An 18,678-nucleotide genomic window follows, 5' to 3' on the forward strand; every position below is an offset into this window, starting at 1 on the left:
ACGGAAATGATACCAGGCAGTACGGTTGTGATGGATGACGCCGCGACCGCGCGCCGCAAGGCGTTCGTCGATGCCGCGCGCGAACTCTTCTTTGCCAATGGCTATGCCGGCACCACCATGTCCTCGATCGCCAGCAAGGTCGGCGGCTCGAAAACCACGCTGTGGACCTATTTCCCGTCGAAGGAGGATCTGTTCGAAGCCGTGGTGGACGATATTGTCGAACGCTATGGCGACGCGCTGGCCATCGACCTGCCGCTCGACGAGCCGGTGCCCGACGTGCTGCGCCGGTTCGGCAATGTGCTGATGACCAAATTGACCGCGACGCCCCTACTGTCGCTGTTTCGCCTGGTCGTCGGCGAGGCCGAGCGTTTTCCGCACCTGTCTAAGACATTCTATGATCGCGGGCCGCGCAGGGGCAAGGCGCGCGCCGCCGACTGGGTGGCGGCGAAGATGGCGCGCGGCGAACTGCGCCCCGGCGATCCGATGCGCGCCGTCCAGCATTTTTCGGGCCTCTGCCAGTCGGGACTCTATCAGTTCGCGATCCTAGGCATGACCGACCCCGACGATGTCGAGCGGCTGCAGGCCGACGTCGAGGCCGCGGTCGAAACCTTCTATCGCGGCTGGCGCCCCGACACGGCAGCCTAGATCCATCCCTGTCCCAAAAGGCGACAGTTACGAGGGCGGTCGCTGCTGGCGCGGGCGGCGATCATGCTAACGAGGCGGCGTGGAACCGATTCGCGACGCCATTTATTACGAGCAACTCGCCCGGGTCGCGCGGCTTAAGGCCGACGCGAGCGACGACCCGTTTCTGGCGCGGCGGCTGCGCGAGGCGGCGATCCGCAACGAGCGGCTGGCGCGCCGGTTGCGCCGCGAGGAAGAGGGCGGGGCACCCGATGCGTAAGCCTGAGCCGCCCGCGGCAGCGTTACAGTTCGATCATGATCCGCACGCTGTCGGCATCGACACCCGCGGCGAGCGCGATGCGGCGGCGTGCCGCGGCAATTTCCATTTTCAGCATGTCGCTCTCGGCATCCGCCTCGGCACGCGCCGAGGCGCGCAGGCCGACCATCGCGGCGACACCGCTCAGCTGCTGCTCGGGAACGTCGAGCGCACGCGCCAGCGCGAGCAGGCTCGTGCGGCGCGGCGCGGTGGTGCCATTTTCCCACGCCCAGATACTCGGCTTGCTGAGACCGGCCGCCTGGGCGAGCCCCGCGAGGCTCAGCCCGCGCGCCTGCCGCAGCCGCCGCAGCCGCGCGCCGAGCGTCTCCTCAGCATCGGCAGCGGCGTCGGCTTCAGCCCGGTCGGCGGGATCGAAATCGGAGGGGAGCGGATTGCGCAGCCGCGCCGCGCTGAGCGCCGCGCGCGGCAGCGGCTGGCGAAAGCGGCAGCCATAGAGCCGCTCGCTCTGCCAAACGACCGCGGCGACGACGTCGCCGGCCTCGGGCAAGGCGATCGTTATATCCTGTCCCATCGTAAGATCGGCGGCGGTTTCGATCAGCACGCCGCTGACCGACAGATTGTGGACGATAACCTCCGTGCCCTGACCGGGCGCGACCGCGCCCGCCACCGCAAGATTGAGACGCAGGCGATCCGCCCGTTGCTGCCCTTCGCCCGCGGGGGGCTCAACCATCGTTCCGTGAATGACCATAGGCGGCTGCTTGTCGCAGCGCAGGGTAAGCGAGGGGTTAATGCGCACGCTCGTCTCATCCGATTCGTGCGGCAACTGGGGCGAGCCGGAGACGCGGGCGAAGGGGCCGGCGGACGGTCCCGCGGGACTTCGGGGCGCGGATGCACGCCGGGGCAGGCTGGACATGGCGACTTTCTGTTCTTGCACCCCGCAAACCGGAATGGCGACCGACAGAAACGGCCGAAAGCCGCGCTTTGTTGCCGCGACTCACCGCACGCTTGCCCCGCCGCGGCGCAGAAGAGCACCGATACGGCATCAAATGTCGTTCACTTTTCCGTTAAGAAGTTAACCGCCGCTGTTTCATATCAGGACGGCCGCAAAGGTGATCCGCAGAGCCGATTTTCGGATTAACCCTCGAAATCCCCGCAAATCCGGTAATTCTCAATCCTTCCAATGGCATCGGCAATGTCGAATCTTGCCAAGATGCCATTTTGAGGGTTCACATCTAACTGAACCATCGTATTAAATCCCTCTTAACGGAAAGGGGGGTTAGTCGGGTCGCGACTTCCCCGGGCATCCAGTGCCCGAGACCGCCAACGAGCCGGTCGAAAGCCGTTCTAGGTTTTTTGAGGGGAGAGCCATGCGTCCGCTGCTTATCGCGCTTGCTGCGTATGCATTCGCTTCGCCCGCCTTCGCGGGCGAAATCGAGAACGCCCGGTCGATCGACATCGCGGTCAGCGGGTCGATTCGCGAACATTGCGGCATCGGCAGCATCGGTGACATGGACTTCGGCAATATCGAACGCCGCGGGCTGGGCATCCAGACGCGCGTCGCCTTTGACTGCAACGTCCCCTTTACGATGACAATCAAGGGCGCCAGCGGCGCACTGACGCACTCCACCATGCCGAACGGCCAGGGCCCCTATGGCGGCAAGCTGCCTTATAATCTGGCGGTGCAGATGCCGGTGCGGTTCCCGTCGTCGCAGACGATCAGCAAAAGTTTCAGCAGCGCCCAGCTTCAGGCCGGCGGCGTGATTTCCAGCAACGGCGGCATCGCCACCGACGGCATGACGCTGGCGGTCGAACTGGGTCAGCCTACGGGCGAGGCCGGGATGCTGCTGGCAGGCGAATATTCGGAGACGATCACGATCACCGTGTCTCCAATCTGACGAAATTCCTTCGCGAGGGGCGACTTCGCGGACGGATCAGGCCCTTGGGGTGGCACCGACCCCCTGGGTTCTCCGACCAGCCGGTGCATATGAACAGCCGCTTCCCCGCGACGGGGGCGCGGTTCAAAAATGAGGGAAGAAGGTTATGAAAAAGATTCTTACCGGCGCCATTGCCGCCATCGCTCTTGTCGGCATCGCTTCGCCGGCCGCTGCGCAGACCAATCAGCGTCACTATGCTGGCGTCGTTGCGGGCATTCCGTACACCTCGACGAACCCCGGCCCGTTTGCGACCTTCGGTCTCGAAGTCGGCCTCGCTCTTGGCGTTGGCACCCGCTACACCGCCGTCGCCGATGCGCCGAGCGACAGCGAAAGCGCGACCCCGACCGTCACCACGACGTTCAACCTCACGGGTTCGGTGAACAAGGACTGCTCGTTCTATGCCGGCAACAACGCCAGCGCGACGAACATCGACTTCGGCGTGATCGGTGTCCGCACCGGCAACAACGAAAACGTCAACTCGGCTTTCGAAATGGTCGGCCCGGCGTTCGCCAACATCGAAACGCTGACCGCTGGTTGCAACTTCAACAACGAAGTTTCGATCACGAAGAACAACGTCAACGGTCTCGTGAACAGCGCTGCCGGCGGCTATGACACCGACGAATTCCAGGCGAACATTCCGTACAGCGTCACGGCTGCCTGGACCGGCGTTCCGGTGAACACCGTCACCAGCGGCACGGGCCAGTCGCTCGCCGTTTCGACGTCGCAGCTCGGCAACACCATCCAGCAGGGTGCGTGGCGTTCGAACATGACGATCAACTTCAACGCCCCGGCGATCACGAACAAGGGTCTGGTCGCCGGCAACTACGCGGGTTCGACCACGCTGGTCCTCAGCGCGCTCTAAGCTCGTGGCGTAACCACAGGGAAAGGGGGAAGAGCAATCTTTCCCCTTTCTTCATGAATTAATGCAATTATTCCGGGAAATGCAGGGGGGAAGGGGAATCATGGCTATCTTGTCCGTGCTGAAGCGCCAGTCGAAGGCGCTGCTGGCGGCGATTGCCGCGCTGTTCATTCTTGTCCCCGCGGCATACGCCATGCGCGTTTCGCCGATGGTCGTCGAAATGGAATCGAACGGCAGCAACACCGTCGCCCGTGTCGAAGTCCAGAATATCAACGCCGGCAAGCTCGCTTTCCAGACGCGCGTCTTTCGCATGGAAATCGACAAGGACGGCAAGATTACCGAAACGCCGGCCGACGACAAATTCCTTGTCTTCCCGCCGCAGGGCGCGCTGCCCCCCGGCGGACGCCAGGTGATCCGCCTGCAATGGGTGGGCGACCCCGAAATTCCGACGTCGCAGGCTTATTATGTCTCCGTCGAACAGCTTCCCGTGCCGTTCGAGCCCGGGAGCAAGGACGCTGCCTCTGCGCAGGTGCAGGTGCTCTATACGATGCGCGCACTCGTCGTTGTCGCCCCGCCGGGTGCCAAGCCTGACGTCAAGGCAGCATCGGCGCACCAGGTCAATTACCAGCCGCCCGCGCTGCCCGGCGCGACCGAACAACCGCCGCTGCAGGACGGGGTCGCGGTAACGCTGCGCAACGACGGCCGCCGCCATGCAATGATGGCAAATTTTGCTTGGCACCTCGAGGGCACCGACCGCGACGGCAAATTCCTGCGCGTCGATGTGTCGCCCGAAGAATTGGCACGCGTCGTCGGCACCGGCTATGTCCCGGCGCAGGGCGAGCGCACCTTCAACCTGCCGGTCCCGGGCTTCGGCCCCGGCCCGATCAAGCTGACCTTCGCAAAATGAGGCTGCGGGCGGCCGTCTGCTCGGTCGCTTTGCCGGCCCTTTGGGCCAGCACCGCCGCCGCGCAGGTTTCTATTCCCTTGCCCCAGCGGCCGGGGACAGCTCAACCGACGCCTGCGCCAGCACCAGCGCAGAGTCCGCCGCCGGCCAGCATCCCGCTGCCCGGCACGCCGACGCCTGCCCCGACGCCGACCGAGCCCGATCTCGGAATGCCGCAGGTGCCGATGGGCCCCTACGGCCGGCCCGACATCAATCCCTACGACCGCGACATCGAAATGACGGTGCCGCTGACCTTTCTCAGCCGCAGCCTCGGCGACATTCCGATGCGGCTGACCGCAGACGACCGCTTCCAGCTCGACACTGAAACCTTCCTCAAGCTGCTGAAACCCATCCTCAATGACGAGGCGCACGCCAAGCTGGCCGCGCATCTGGCGGGCAAGACGCAATTCGGCCCCGACGACCTTGCCGAAACCGGCGTCGCGCTGACTTATGACCCCAGCACGCTCGCGGTGGTGGTCGTTCAGGTATCGGCAGATCAGCGATCGACGGTTGACCTCTTCGCGCCGCCCAAGGAGGATATGGACGATATCTCGCTGCAACCGGCGGGATTTTCGGCCTATCTCAACCTCAACCTCATCCAGTCCTACCTCTGGGAAGGCAGCAACAACACCGATCCGCCGACGATCAATTTCGACGGTGCGATGCGCGTCGGTGACTTCGTCTTCGAAGGCGATGCGCAGATCGGCCAGCAGATCAGCCTGTCGGGGGGCGACAGCTATAAATTCCACCGCAACTATGCGCGCCTCGTCTATGACCAGCCCGAGGATTATCGCCGCTGGTTCATCGGCGATCTCGACCCCGAAATTCGCGGGCAACAGGCCTATGTCCAGATGGGCGGCGTCGGCGTGCTGCGTCAGCAGCGGCGCTTCAACGCCTTTCGCTCGGCGATTCTCCAGGCCAACCGCCAACTGATCCTGCAGCGCGAATCGACCGTCCGCTTCCTGCGCAACGGCTCGCTCTATCGCGAATTGCGCTTGCAGCCGGGCCGCTATGACTTCAGCTCGCTGCCGCTCGTCGCGGGCAGCAACGACATCCAGATCCAGGTCACCGATAATACGGGCGCGGTCCAGGATCTGTCGTATCAGCAGTATCTCGACCCGATCGACCTCGACCCGGGCGATTATGAATATGGCGCCTTCCTGGGGCCGACGAGCAGAAACTTCGGCTATGCCCCCGATTATAAGGGTCCGGTCGCCTTTACCGGCTTTTTCCGCAAAGCGTTCGTCAACGCCCCCGCCATCGGCGTCGGCCTGCAGGCGAGCAAGGATGTCCAGACGCTGACCGGCCAGACTCAGTTCGTGCTCGGCAACGGTGGCCGCCTGCTGCTCGATGCGGCGGGCAGCCATTCGAAGGATGTCGGCACCGGCTTTGCCGCGGGCGTCAGCTACGAACATTTCTTCGATCGCGGCGGTTTGTCCGACAGCATGACGCTGCGCGTCGATTACACGTCGCCGCATTTCGCAACGCTCGGCAACCTCCTTGGCATCAACACGACTTCGGTGACCGCGTCGGCGCAATATACGCACCAGTTCAGCCAGAAATTCCTGACGACCTCAACCGCATCCTACATCAAGGGGCGCGGCACATTGGGCGACAGCTATCGCATCGGCACCACTGGCTATTACCGATTCGATCGCGAATGGACGTTCCGCGCAGGCGTTGAATATGCGAAATATCCGGCCTCCTTTTCGCGCAACAATGGCTTCAGTGTCGTCGCCGGCCTGGTCTTCCAGCCCGATTATCGCCGCCGCGCCGAAGCGCGCTACGAAAGCCGCGACAATCTGGCCGAGCTTTCCTACAACCAGAGCGGCCTCAACCAGCTCAATAGCGTCGGCTTCGGCGGCGTCCTGACGCGCCAGGACAATTCCGCGCAGGCCGCCGGCTATGCGACCTATACGGCCAACCGCTTCGACGCCGCGATCAGCCACGCCGCCTTCGGCCCGAACATTTCGAACTTCGCCAACGTCAATGTGACGACGCTGCGCGTCGGCACGACGCTGGCCTATGCTGACGGCATGTTCGGCATCGGGCGCCGCATCAACGACAGCTTCATGCTGCTCAAGGCGCATGAAAATCTGGGCAAGCGCGACGTGGTCGTCGGCCAGTCGCTCGCGCAGAACGACTATATCGCGCGGAGCGGTTCGCTCGGTGCGGCGGTGCATAATTTCCTCGGCTCCTACACCACCCAGTCGGTGCAGTATGACGTCCAGGACCCGCCGCCGGGATATGACACCGGCCCGGGCGTGTTCCGCGTCCATCCGCCTTACAAAAGCGGCTATGCTGCGCGCATCGGCACCGACGCCTTTGCGAGCGCGATCGGCACGCTGATGCTCACCCCCGAAAAGCCGGTGTCGCTGGTCGGCGGGCGCGTCACGCTGCTCGACGTCAAGGAAGGCGACAATCCGCAGCCGACGCCCTTCTTCACCAACTCGGTCGGGCGCTTTGCGGTATCGAACCTGCTGCCCGGCCGCCGCTATCTTGTCGAAACCTATGGCCCCAACGGCACGGTCGACAGGGCATTCGAATTTACCGTTCCGGCCGATACGACCGGTCTCGTCAATCTCGGTACCGTGAAGTCGGGCTCGTTCAAATAGGAGGCTTCCATGCTTCGCGCATCGCTTTTGCTCGCCGCCACGCTGATGGCCGCTCCCGCCTTTGCCCAGTCGGCCAATTCGGCGCGTCCGACCGATTGCATGGTGCGGATGAACGCCGCGCCGACGAGCTGGATGATCTCCGGCTACGATCCCTATGGCGGCTCGCTGCCCGAAGGGACGTTCAGCGTCACCTATATCAATGACGGCGGGTCCGAATGCCGCTTTGCGCCGCTGTTCGACCTGTCGCAGCCGCCGTTCGGCCTGTCGAAGGGGACGGGCAAGCGCATCGGCTATGCGCTCGTCAACCTCACCGATTCGCAGGATGTGACGCCGCGCGCCGGCCGCTCGCTGCGCACGCCTTCGCAGCGCGAGCTGGTGCTGGCCCCCAATGAATCGAAGACGCTTCTCTACAAGCTCGTCGCCAATCCCGAAGACGTCCGCGATTCGGGCACCTTCACCCAGGACGTCAGCATCGAGGCGCAGGACCGCAGCTTCCGGTCGCTCGGCGGGACGCAGGTCGTTCTCGGCCTCGAGGTGCTGCCGTCGGCGCGCATGGGCCTGTCGGGCGCCTATTCGATGAGCGACGGCCACGCCGTCGTCGACCTGGGCGAACTGCGTACCGGGGTCGCGCCCGTGCCGCTGCAGCTGCGCGTCAGCAGCACCGGTCAATATGATCTGCAGGTGACATCGGCCAATTCGGGCAAGCTGCGCCTCGGCGCTAGCGACTGGACGGTGCCCTATACAATCGCCGTCGGCGGAACCGCGGTGAATCTGGCCGGCACCAGCCGCCTGTCGGGGCCGACCGGCAATGGCTACCGCCGCGATTCGCTGCCGATCCAGTTCATCATTGGCGATGTCAGCGATCGCCGCGCCGGGACCTACAGCGACGTGATCTCGATCTCCGTCACCGCGCGCTAAGCACTTAAATTTCCGATCTTCATGCGCAGAAAGCGCCGGTTCCCGGCGCCTGTTCGCGTGGGCACTTAACTGAATATTAGATGTGAGCGGCTAATCACCATCCAACACGTCGGCCAATTCGGGCGGAAAGGGTGGCGAATGAAACGGAAACTTTCGATTGCTCTCGCGGGCGCCGCGCTCGTGGCAGTACCTACGACGGCGCTGGCCGCCTCGTACGGCTTTAACCTGTTTGCGACGGTGGCGGTCAATTGCACCGTCAATCATCAACTGACCGGCTTCGGCGCGATCGAGGGCGACGCGGTGTCGCTCGGCTCGTTCCGCGAATATTGCAACGCGCCCACGGGCTATGAGCTGATCGTCAGCTATGCACCGGGCACTCTCGTCGGGACGCGCATCATCGCCGGCAGCGACGAAATCCTGCTCAACGGTTCAGGCCAGGCAGTGCTGAGCCGCGCAACCGGCCCGCGAATCCGCGAACGGCCGATCGCCGCGGTTCCGGGCGAGAACGGCTTCGATTCGGACCATCTGGACCTCCAGATCATCCCGAGTTGATCGCGGCGGCGATACGGAAATACGAAGGGGGCCGGTGCAAACCGGCCCCTTTTCTTTTGTCGTCGAGCCTCACCGATCGGCTTTGGCGCATGCGAAGGCGATCGTCGACGCCTTCGCCGGCATCGAGGCAGTAATCGAACCCGCTCCAGATAAGACAGTCGCGGTCCTATTCGAGCCACCAATCCCGGCGGCCGACCACTGCCTTTCGGTATCCGGGCGGCCGCTCGTGAAAAGCGGGTCTCGCAAAGCCAAATGCAGGACAAGCTACCTCTGTTCGGACGGATATCGCCTACGCCGGGTCGATCAGGGAATGACCATCACAAGCCGCCGCACCGACGATCTCGGAGCCTTCTGCGATGCGAATATAAAACCGCTCGCGCCGGTCGATGCGGACGTCGGACGACGCCAACTTTAACGCAAGAATTGCCGAAGATAGTCCGGACCGCGCGAGAGCGCGGCCCGGTGGAAAGCACTCAAACCCTTATCGTTTTGAAGCTCGCCGGGAATACCCCGATGTCCGCCGCCGGGTTCCCTGGCGACACGATATTTTTGCCTTAAGGCATGAGGTTATGGCAATACCAGCGTGAAACCGGGCCTTTAGCGCAGGTTTCGACCACCAATGGCCAAGCTGGTTCCAGTCATCATATTGCCCGGTTCTAGCGAGCCAACGGCGGGTTCTGGCATCATTGATGGAGCAGCTGAACGACCGAAATCGGGAGCGTTGCCGTCCCGCTGCTATTCGGCTCGAGTTGGCGATTTGCGGCCAGGCGGCTTTGAGCGCTGCACAGAAACCGCTTCGCCGTCATGGCGACCGGATCCGCCGGTAGGATTTGTCCAGCGTAACGGCTCGCCGGCGACATGCTGTTTCGCGCTAGGCGGCACCAGACCCAGCTCCTTTCAACAAAGAAAGGGCTCGCCCGAGGGCGAGCCCTTTCGGATTCCCGACAATCACTGCCGTGAACCCATTCTCCGCTCGGGGTCGCGACGAGCTTCGAATATCATCTATTGTCAATCGGGGCCGGAGCATTTTGACCCTGCTCCGGCCCCAGCTGCATGTTGCCTTTGATCGGGGTAGAATGATCAGAAGGCGATCCGTGCGGTCACCCGTGCGCCATGGGTGTTGCGATCGCCCGCCAGCGTACCGCTATAGGCGGCGCCGATCCGGAAATTGCCCGCGCTGTAATCGAAGCCCGCTTCGATCTCGGCCGAATTCTTCGGGATCGGCGTGCCGATCAGGTCGAAGCTGCCGCCCCCGGTAGTGAAGGCCGCGGCCACCGGCGCACCGCGGTCGCCCGAAGCCCGGTTCCACGCGGCGGACACATAGGGCTGGAAGCCCTCACCGATGTTGAACCGTGCGCGGCCGCCCAGGCTGACGAAGGTCGTTTCCTGCTTCGCCGCCGCGATCGAAAGCGCGGCATTGCCGCCGGCTTCGGCAAAGGCGTCGCTCTTGGTGCGGACATGGGCGAGACGGAAGAAGGGCGTCAGTGCAAGGTTGCCCGTCCGCACATCGTAGCCAAGTTCGCCGAAGATCTGCATCGTGTCCGCATCGCGCTTCGACGTCAGCGTCTGCGCCAGCGTCGCGACGCTGACCGAACGGCTGGTGTCGATATCGTGCCAACCATAGGCAAGGCCGGCGGCGGCGCGAACGCCCTCACCCGTGCCATAGCTGACATGCGCGGCCAGATATTTGCTGTCCGCCTGTGCATGGTCGTTGCGGCCGCCGATACGGAAATCGCTGTCGCCGATCCCTGCCGAGATTGCCGCCGCGAAGCCGTTGCCGCCATAGCCGATGCCGGTGACGAAGCCCTTGTGGTCGGTATCCATGCCAAAGCGTCCACCCTTGGCATCGAAATCGCCCCAGCCGCCGAAGGCCGAACCCCAGAGGAAGAAGCCGGCTTCGGCCGGACCCGACATGCTGTACAACGCGTTGCGCAGGTGCCGGCTATCGTCGGTCAGCCCGCTGAGCGTGCTGGCAAGAATTTCGCCTGAGAGATCACCAAAGGCGGCCTGCGCGCCGGCGGCATTCTGGTTGACCACCGCTTCGAACAGCGGATCGTCGATGCCGCGCGACTGGACCGCTGCGGCAACGCTGGCCTGGTTGAAGCCGATCGCCACGTCGGCGAAATCGACGTCGTTTCGATAGAGCGACAGCGTCACCGAATTGGCGCCGTAACGCAGCAGCGGATCGAGGAAGGCCAGGTCGCTGGTCACCGAACCGAAGGTGCCGTCGATCCCGCCCGCACCCGTCAGGATCACATAGTCGGTGCGGCCGTTATAGTCGCCGTCCTCTGCAAGCACGGCCACGCTCGCATCGCTGTCGATGGTGACGAGGCCCGTCGCATCGACGCGGTCACCCGCACCCGCGGCATTGACCTCCACCTCATAGACCGAACCGGCTGCGAAATTGAGATCGCCGTTGACGGTAAGGCGCCCGATCGAATTGCCCGGCGTCAACTTGCCGTCGCCATTGATCGTCGTCGTGCCGACGCTGCCGTTGCCGCCCAGCGCGCCGCCCGCATTGACGGTGACGTCGGAGACGATCGAACCGTTGACGGCAAGCTTGCCGCCATCGACGGTCGTCGGGCCGGTATAATCGCTGTCGCCCGACAGGTTGAGCGTGCCGTCGCCCGATTTGACGAAGCCGCCGCTTCCCGAAATGGTGCCGGCAAATTCGCTGTTGTCGTCCTGATCGACGGTCAGTTGATTGTCGCCGAGTACGACTTGGGCGCCGCTCTCGCCAGCAAGGCCGCCGATCGTCTGGTCCTTTCCGGTGATGTCGAGCGACCCGCCTTCACCCAGATTGAAGTCGGTACCGGGGTCGATCGTCCCGCCGATCCGCACCGCGCCTCCGAAGATGTTGGTCACGCCCTGGAAGCCATAGTCACCCATGAAGGTCAGCGTGCCATCACCCAGCTTGTCGAGCGTGCCGCTACCCGAAAAGGCGCCGAGGAAGTCGTAGTCGTCCGAACGGTTGAAAACGAAACGCCCGTCGTTGACGATGTCGCCGGCGAAGCTGCCTTCGGTGCCGCCCGCGCCGAGTTCGAAAAAGCCGTCGCCCTCGGTCTTCACATCGCCCTGAAGCAGGCCGGTGAGGACAAGGCCGCCGTTCGACACGATCGTCCCGCCGGTGTGCGCCACCGTATCGGTATCGACGGTAAAGACCGCATCGCCGATCAACTGCAGCTTGCCGCTGCCGCTGATCGTCAGTTCGTCAAGGTTCGAGACGGTCTCATCGTCGCCGAAGTTGAGCACGAGCAAGCCGTTGGTCGTCACCGCCGGGGTAAGGATGGGCGATTCCGCGCCGTCTTCGCCAACCACTTCATTGACCTGCAACGCAGCGCCTTCATCGATCACGACGTTGCCGAATTCGCCGACCATGCCGCTGGTCGACCAATAGCCCGCGGCGACCGTCAGCGCTTCAAAACCCGATACCGCAGTCAGTTGCTGCGCCTCGGTCAGTTCAAGGATGTCGCCATCGAGTACCAGATTGTCTTCGCCCGCCCCGGCATCGATCAGGCCATCGACGGCGCTCCCGGTCTTCAGCGTCACCACATCGTCATACGCATCGAGCTGGATTGCGACGCCATTTCCGCCGCTCAGCGTGCCCGCATTGGTGACGTTCGACTGGACATGGGCAATGATCGCCGCCCCATCGGTGCTGGTGATCGTCCCGCTGTTGATGAAATTGCCGAGCAGGCCGGGCGTATCGGCAAGGTCGCTCTGAATGAGGACGCCGCCGGTGGTGCCGGTGATCGTGCCCGCATTGTCGACGGTGCCGCCGCCCGACAGGATGATACCGAACCGGTCGCCACCGATCGTTCCGCTCGCGCTGTTGACGACATTGGCCGCAAAGCTCTCGCCATCCTGTCCGTCATAGGCGTACATCGACACGCCATCGGCAAAGGAAGCCCCCGCACCGGTAATGGTGCCGCTGTTGGTTACGGTGCCGCCGCCGATCAGACGGACGCCATCGTTCGATTCTCCGCTGATCGTGCCGCTGTTCTCGACCGTGGTTCCGATCGCGATGCCGACCAGATCGCCAATATCGTCATCGAATTGATAGGCGGTGGTGATCCCTGCGCCCGCGCCCGAGATGGTGCCGCTGTTCTTCACGCTCGACGCTGCGGTCGTGATCGTGATCCCGGCGTCGGGCGCGGCGGCGAAGCCGTCGTAGCTGCCGTTGCCGCGGATCGTCCCGGCATTGTCCACCGCGAGCGTCCCGGTCGCATTGGAATAGATGCCCGACGTCGCGCCCTCGATCGTTCCGCCTTCCAGATTGGTAACGATGGCGTCGGCACGCGATCCTTGCGAAACCGCGGCACCGAAGTCGCTGAGGATCGTGCCGCTGTTTTCGAGCGTGGCGCTCGACATGTCGCTGCCAAAGCCCACACCATAGCCGTCGCCGCCGCTGCCGCCCAGGTCTCCCGTGCCGTGGATCAGCCCGCTGTTGACGACGCTGGCCGTCAGCCCGCTGCGATCCTCGCCCGGCGCGCTGTTGAGTGCGGTCCCCTGGATGAACATGCCGCCGACGACGCCGACGATCTCGCCCGCGTTATCGACCGAACCGCCGCCCGACAGGATGATGCCGAAGCGCTGCCCGGCGATCGAGCCGCCGTCCTGATTGGTCACGCTAGCCGCATAATCCTCGTTCGCCTGGTCGGCATAGCCATACATCGAGACGCCGTCGGCGTCGACGCGGCCGGCGCCGCTGATCGTGCCCGAATTGGTCACGCTGCCGCCGCCGATCAGGCGGACGCCGTCGTTGCTCTCGCCTGCGATCGTGCCGCTGTTGACGATCTCGGTATCGATCGCGCGACCCTCAAGCTGTCCGGTTTCGGGGTTGAAATAATAGGCCGTGGTGATACCGGCGCCGGCGCCCGAGATGGTGCCGCTGTTGTCGATCGTCGATGGAGCCCCCGCGAGAGTGACGCCAGCATGGGGCGACGCGTCGAAGCCGTCGTAATTGCCATTGCCGCGGATCGTACCCGCGTTGACCAGATCAATGCCTCCTTCGTCGTCGTGGACGCCGATCGTTGCACCCTCGATCACTCCGTCTTCGGAATTGACTATCGAGAGGCGGCCGTACGAGCCGTTGGCGACAGCATAACCCGTCGTCCCCACGAGACTGCCGCTGTTAACGAGTTCGGACGATTCGAGGTTGCCGCCGAAGGTGATGGCATTGCCACCCGAAATCGTCCCGCTGTTCGTCACCGACGCGGTTTTGCCCGTTTCCTCCACGGTATTAGTCTGAATATAGAGGCCGCCCGTATTGCCGTTGATCAGCCCTTCATTCTCGACGACGCCCCCGCCCGAAATGATCGCGCCGAAGCGATCGCCCCGGATCGTGCCGTCCTCGCTATTCGCGATCGTACCGATGGCCGTAACCCCCGACAGATCCTGCCCGGCAAAACTGAACATCGACACGCCGTCGGCGAGCGTCGAGGGCGTGCTGGCGACGCCTTCGATCGTGCCGCTGTTGGTGACGCTGCCGCCACCGATCAGGCGGACACCATCGTCGGTCTCGCCGCGGATAAGCCCGCTGTTGGTTACCGCGGTATTGACGGCATCATGCACCGACACGCCCGGCGCGGTCTGAAGCGCGTTCGTCGTAATTCCAAAGGTCTTGCCGCTGATCGTGCCGCTGTTGTTGATGACGGCATCGGCGCTCTGGATGTTGACGCCGATCTGGCTCTGGCTCTGGATCAGCCCGGCGTTGGTGAGGGTCAGCGTACTGGTTCCGGCCGTAACCGCATTGCCCCCGGCCAGAATCTGGCCGTCCTCGGTATTGTCGATGACAAGCGCCCCGGCCGATGAGCCCAGGATACCCAGTACCTGTCCGTTGATGGTGCCGCTGTTTTCGATCGTTACGGTTTCGAGCGACCCCGTCGCGACGATGCCAAGGAAACCCTGCACCAGACCCGTGTTGGTCAACGTCGCGCTGCGGCCTTCCTGGGCCGGCGTCGCTCCCATCACGATGGCGATCGGCGTCTGGGCACCCGGAATGGCCGGATTAAACTGCCCCGTGGTGCGGATGATGCCGCTGTTTTCGATCGTTCCGCCGCCCGACAGGACCACCCCGAACGTCTGCCCCTCGATCACGCCGTCGCTGTTGTTGACGATCGATCCGACGCCCGCAACCCCCTCGGCGATCCGGTCGGGAAATTCGGCGATCGCGACGCCGATGCCGTTGATCCCGCTGCCCGGCGCGCCATTGGCGCCGCGGATGGTGCCATCGTTGGTGACGCTGCCGCCGCCGACGAGCGACACGCCCGCTCCGCCTTCCCCGCTAATCAGACCGCTGTTGACGACGACCGTGTCGGCGGCGAGCGCCGCCGGCGGCAGATTGTCGCCATTTTCATCCTCGCTGAAGAAATAGGACGTGGCGATCCCGTTTGCCGCACCGCTGATCGTCCCGCCGTTGGTGATCGACGCCCCCGGCTGCGCGATGACGATGCCACCGGCTGGCCGGCTGTCCAGCCCCGCAGGCGAAAAGCCGTTGCCGCGGATCGTCCCGGCATTGTCGACGATGACTGTGCCATTATCCGCGTAGATACCGATGTCGTTACCAACGATTTCCTCGTCCTCGCCGACATTGATCTCGACCGTCCCGGGTTGGTCCACATGTACGCCGAAAGCGGGGGTCTGTTCCTGCGCATGGGCGGCAGCGCCCAGTTGCAGGATCGAAAGTCCGGCGATCGCGCTCGTCGCGAGCAGGCGCGATTTTGAATTATTCGATATCATCTGGAATTCCCCTTGGTTCACCATAGTGCGCGAAGGGGTGCCGGCGGACGCGCAGCGTCACCGTGTATAACCCTCCACCATGTTCATGCGCCCCGCATGGCCGAATGACGCCTCGCCTTCGACCTTTACGAGGCCAGCTAGGGGACCGCGGGAGCGAGCGTCTACCCAATGTTTTTTAGGGTCGCCGGTTTCGTGAGGGACGTTCGTCTTGCCAGGCGCGGAAAACCGCGGCGACACGCCACCACATTGATTTCAATGAAATTTGACTTTGACTTAACAGATGGCGACGAACGTCAATCATGCCACACCGATTTCGCGCCATCCTCCACCTGCTCGCGCTGCTTGCCGCTTTCGGGTTTACCGAAGCGCGCGCAGCCGAGCTCCCGCTTCTCGATTTGCAGGCGGAAAAGGACGCGCCATCGCTCACCCCATATGTCCGCTATGCCAGGAATCTCGGCGATCCGGCGGCAATCGGCCTTGACCGTCTGCTCGGCTCGCCGCTCGTGCCGATCCGCGGACAGGCGACCCATTTCGGCCCGCCGGGAACTAAGACTACGGCCCTTCTTCGCGTGCGTAATGCCGGGGACAAGAGTGCGGCATGGATATTCACGACCGGGCGCGGTTCGCTCAAATATTTTCGGCTCTACGAGGTTCAGGACGGACGCTTCGATCTGACTGTCGATGGTGCCGACGCCGCTTCAGCGAGCCGCAACCTGCGAACCTATCAGGCGTTCAGCAGCGAATTGGTGCTCGATCCGGGCCAGGAGAAAATCCTCGTCATCGACTTTCTGTCCGAAAACTCGACCTACATGCCGCTGAGGATCGAAACCTACGGCAGCTTCTTCAAGGCGAGACGCGAAAATATCGCAATGGTGTCGGGCGTCGTGATAGCGGTTGTCGTGCTGATCCTGCTCAATTTTCTCTTCTTCTCGATCACCGGTCACCGCGAATTCATCTGGCTCGCGATCGCGCAGGCCTTTTTCGCCCTCAACACCGTCCATTCGGAGGGCTATTTCACCATCTTCTTCCTCGCCGACACCCCGCTCCTCGGGGTCGCCATCGAGGAGATCTTCAAATGCGGCTTCGCTGCCGCCATGGCTCAGTTCGGCCGCAGCTTCGTCGGCACCCGGCAGCGCTTTCCGAAGCGCGATATTGTGCTTCGCACCCTGATCGGCGCGGCGCTTGCGATCATGCTGCTCCAGCCCGGGCTTTGGCTCTATCCACCGGGCCTGCGCAGTGCTCTCCACATCGGCGGCTGGTTTGTCGCGGTCGCGGTGGCGTTGTTCCTGCCCTTCATCGGCTTCGCCGCCATGAAGCAACTGGGGCGTCAGCTCTGGCCGCTGTTTGTCGGCTGGGGCAGCCTCGCCGCTTTCATCATCTATGCCGCCGTGGCTTCGATGGGGATTTTCTCGTGGCTACCGATCAACTGGCATCTTTCGGGGCCCGTGGGGCTCTTCGAATCGCTGATGGTAACACTTGCTCTCGGGCTCAATCTCAAGAAGATTCAAGGCGACAAGCTAGAGGCTGACTCCAACTATGCTCGCTCGATGGAAGAACGCGTGGCGATTAGCGAGCAAGCGGCGCGACTGGCCAAGGAAAAAGCCTTCGCGCTTGAGACGGTCAACAGCCAGAACGCTCTTTTGCACGCCTCGGGGCATGACAGCCGCCAGGTAATCCTCGCGCTCAACAGCGCGATCGGCGTGCTGAAGCGCGGCGATGGCGCGAGTGCGCATGGCGAATTGACGGCCATGCTGCAAAGCTCTGCCGACTATCTGAACGAGATCGTCTCGACGACGATCTCGGGTGCCAATATCGTCGGGGACGACACCGACTTCCTCGCGCTGTCAAGCTTTCGGGCGCAGGCGCTCGTCGAGCCGCTGGCCATGATGTTCCGCACCCCCTTTGCGGGCAAAAAGCTGACACTGACCGTTCAAGTCGAAGGAGAGGTGACCCTGGTGTCCGACAAGCCTCTGCTGATGCGCGCGCTGGCAAACCTGCTCAGCAATTGCTATCATTATACCGAGCGCGGTGGCGCCAGCCTGACTATCGGTACGGAAGCGAGCGGCGCGGCAATCCATATCCGCGACAGCGGCCGGGGCATGTCCCCGGCGATCTTGCACGCGCTGAACGGCGACGACACGGGGCGGCTGCGCGGGCATGCAGATGTGGGCGGCACCGGCTCGGGATTTCGGTCCGCCAAGCGGCTCATCGAACGTCTGTCGGGTTCGCTGGAAATCCTGTCTTCGGATTCGAGCGGAACCCTTATCCGAATTCTTCTGCCCTGCGCTTGGCCGGAGGTGACGCCGTGCGACGCAGAGACGATCCAGGCAGGCCTTCCAGACTGGCGAGTTCTCGACTTTGACCAGCGCGCAGCGTTCGAAACCGGGCTGGCCGCCGCGACCGTCGCGAAGCGGCAGATAATCGCCTTGAGCTATGACGACACAACGGTCACGCGCAGCCGGCTGAGAAATCAGGTCGGCTTGATGATCATCAAGCCAATTTGCCGCGAGTTGCTTGGCCACCCCGTTTTTGCAGCGAGATCAGAGAATGTTTAGCTCCTGCGCGCGTTCGACGATCTTGCGGTTGTTGGCCACCTCGAGCTTGCGCCGGAGTTCGGCGATGTGAAAAGAGACAGTCGGCTGCGCGATTGACAGTCGGTAGGCAATTTCCTTGTTGCTCTCGCCCTGGGCCAGGTAATGAAGAATCGCCATTTGCCGTGAAGAAAGGGTGACGGGGGGCTGGCGATAGCGACCGAGCGCGTCCCGCATGTGCGGAGAAATATAGAGCTCGCCTGCGAGCGCCGCCTCGCAAGCAGCGATGACTTCTTCGGCCGGATCCGCTTTGCTCACCACGGCTCGAGCGCCGAGTTTCAGCGCATATTCTACCTCGCCATAAGCATTTTCGCCCGTCAGGATGATCACCGTCATGTCGCGCGAACCAACGATCTCAGCAAGGATGTTGATGCCTTTCACATCGGGTATGTTGAGGTCCAGGATGACCAGATCGACTGGCTGCGACTGGACGAAGGCCGCCACCGTAGCGCCGCGATCGAGGGCACCCACGACGATATATTCGGGATAGGCCTGAAATAGCATCCGCAAGCCGGCCTGCGTGATCTGGTGATCGTCAACGATCAGAATCTTTTGTTCGCCAGCCATCCCGCCCGTTCCGAAGCCTCGATCGCATCGTCGATGCCCGAAACAGGCGATTTTTCACAC

12 protein-coding genes are annotated in these 18,678 nt (G+C 63.4%); 9 read left to right on the forward strand and 3 right to left on the reverse strand.

The window, feature by feature from the left end; all coding sequences use genetic code 11:
* Positions 1-30 precede the first annotated feature (30 nt).
* Positions 31-645 (forward strand): TetR/AcrR family transcriptional regulator, encoded by a 615-nt coding sequence (locus ACT17R_RS07210; RefSeq protein ID WP_062901532.1) that lies wholly within the window; start codon positions 31-33, stop codon positions 643-645.
* 79 nt (positions 646-724) lie between these two features.
* Positions 725-901: a hypothetical protein gene (locus tag ACT17R_RS07215; RefSeq protein WP_186401581.1), complete on the forward strand. Its 177-nt coding sequence runs from the start codon at positions 725-727 to the stop codon at positions 899-901.
* A gap of 22 nt (positions 902-923) precedes the next feature.
* Here the strand turns inward: ACT17R_RS07215 and ACT17R_RS07220 are convergent, their stop codons facing one another.
* On the reverse strand, positions 924-1,628 hold the full coding sequence (locus tag ACT17R_RS07220; protein WP_186401580.1) for a helix-turn-helix domain-containing protein: 705 nt from the start codon (positions 1,626-1,628) through the stop codon (positions 924-926).
* Between the two features lie 637 nt (positions 1,629-2,265).
* Here ACT17R_RS07220 and ACT17R_RS07225 point away from each other — a divergent pair.
* The 6 genes from ACT17R_RS07225 to ACT17R_RS07250 all read left to right on the forward strand — a co-directional run bounded on the left by ACT17R_RS07225 (position 2,266) and on the right by ACT17R_RS07250 (position 8,719).
* Positions 2,266-2,793, forward strand: a complete 528-nt coding sequence (locus tag ACT17R_RS07225) for a hypothetical protein (protein WP_444809198.1) — start codon at positions 2,266-2,268, stop codon at positions 2,791-2,793.
* A 145-nt stretch (positions 2,794-2,938) separates the two neighbouring features.
* Positions 2,939-3,694: a hypothetical protein gene (locus ACT17R_RS07230; protein WP_444809199.1), complete on the forward strand. Its 756-nt coding sequence runs from the start codon at positions 2,939-2,941 to the stop codon at positions 3,692-3,694.
* A gap of 100 nt (positions 3,695-3,794) precedes the next feature.
* Complete coding sequence (locus tag ACT17R_RS07235) at positions 3,795-4,598, forward strand: fimbrial biogenesis chaperone (protein ID WP_234178392.1); 804 nt, start codon at positions 3,795-3,797, stop codon at positions 4,596-4,598.
* Positions 4,599-4,819: 221 nt separating this feature from the next.
* Positions 4,820-7,249, forward strand: coding sequence for a hypothetical protein (locus ACT17R_RS07240; RefSeq protein ID WP_444809396.1), 2,430 nt, complete (start codon positions 4,820-4,822; stop codon positions 7,247-7,249).
* A gap of 9 nt (positions 7,250-7,258) precedes the next feature.
* Positions 7,259-8,167, forward strand: a complete 909-nt coding sequence (locus tag ACT17R_RS07245; protein WP_444809200.1) for a hypothetical protein — start codon at positions 7,259-7,261, stop codon at positions 8,165-8,167.
* Between the two features lie 138 nt (positions 8,168-8,305).
* Positions 8,306-8,719: a hypothetical protein gene (locus tag ACT17R_RS07250; protein ID WP_062901525.1), complete on the forward strand. Its 414-nt coding sequence runs from the start codon at positions 8,306-8,308 to the stop codon at positions 8,717-8,719.
* Positions 8,720-9,799: 1,080 nt separating this feature from the next.
* Here ACT17R_RS07250 and ACT17R_RS07255 read toward each other — a convergent pair.
* On the reverse strand, positions 9,800-15,460 hold the full coding sequence (locus ACT17R_RS07255) for an autotransporter domain-containing protein (protein ID WP_444809201.1): 5,661 nt from the start codon (positions 15,458-15,460) through the stop codon (positions 9,800-9,802).
* Positions 15,461-15,759: 299 nt separating this feature from the next.
* On the opposite strand from ACT17R_RS07255, the gene ACT17R_RS07260 reads away from it, so the two are divergent.
* Positions 15,760-18,015, forward strand: coding sequence for a sensor histidine kinase (locus ACT17R_RS07260; protein ID WP_444809202.1), 2,256 nt, complete (start codon positions 15,760-15,762; stop codon positions 18,013-18,015).
* Here the strand turns inward: ACT17R_RS07260 and ACT17R_RS07265 are convergent.
* Positions 18,001-18,618: a response regulator transcription factor gene (locus ACT17R_RS07265; RefSeq protein ID WP_186401574.1), complete on the reverse strand. Its 618-nt coding sequence runs from the start codon at positions 18,616-18,618 to the stop codon at positions 18,001-18,003. The genes ACT17R_RS07260 and ACT17R_RS07265 overlap by 15 nt on opposite strands.
* Between the last annotated feature and the right edge of the window lie 60 nt (positions 18,619-18,678).

Origin of the sequence: Sphingopyxis sp. Q841, from assembly GCF_052384365.1 — a bacterium.
Taxonomy (GTDB): Bacteria; Pseudomonadota; Alphaproteobacteria; order Sphingomonadales; family Sphingomonadaceae; genus Sphingopyxis; species Sphingopyxis terrae_A.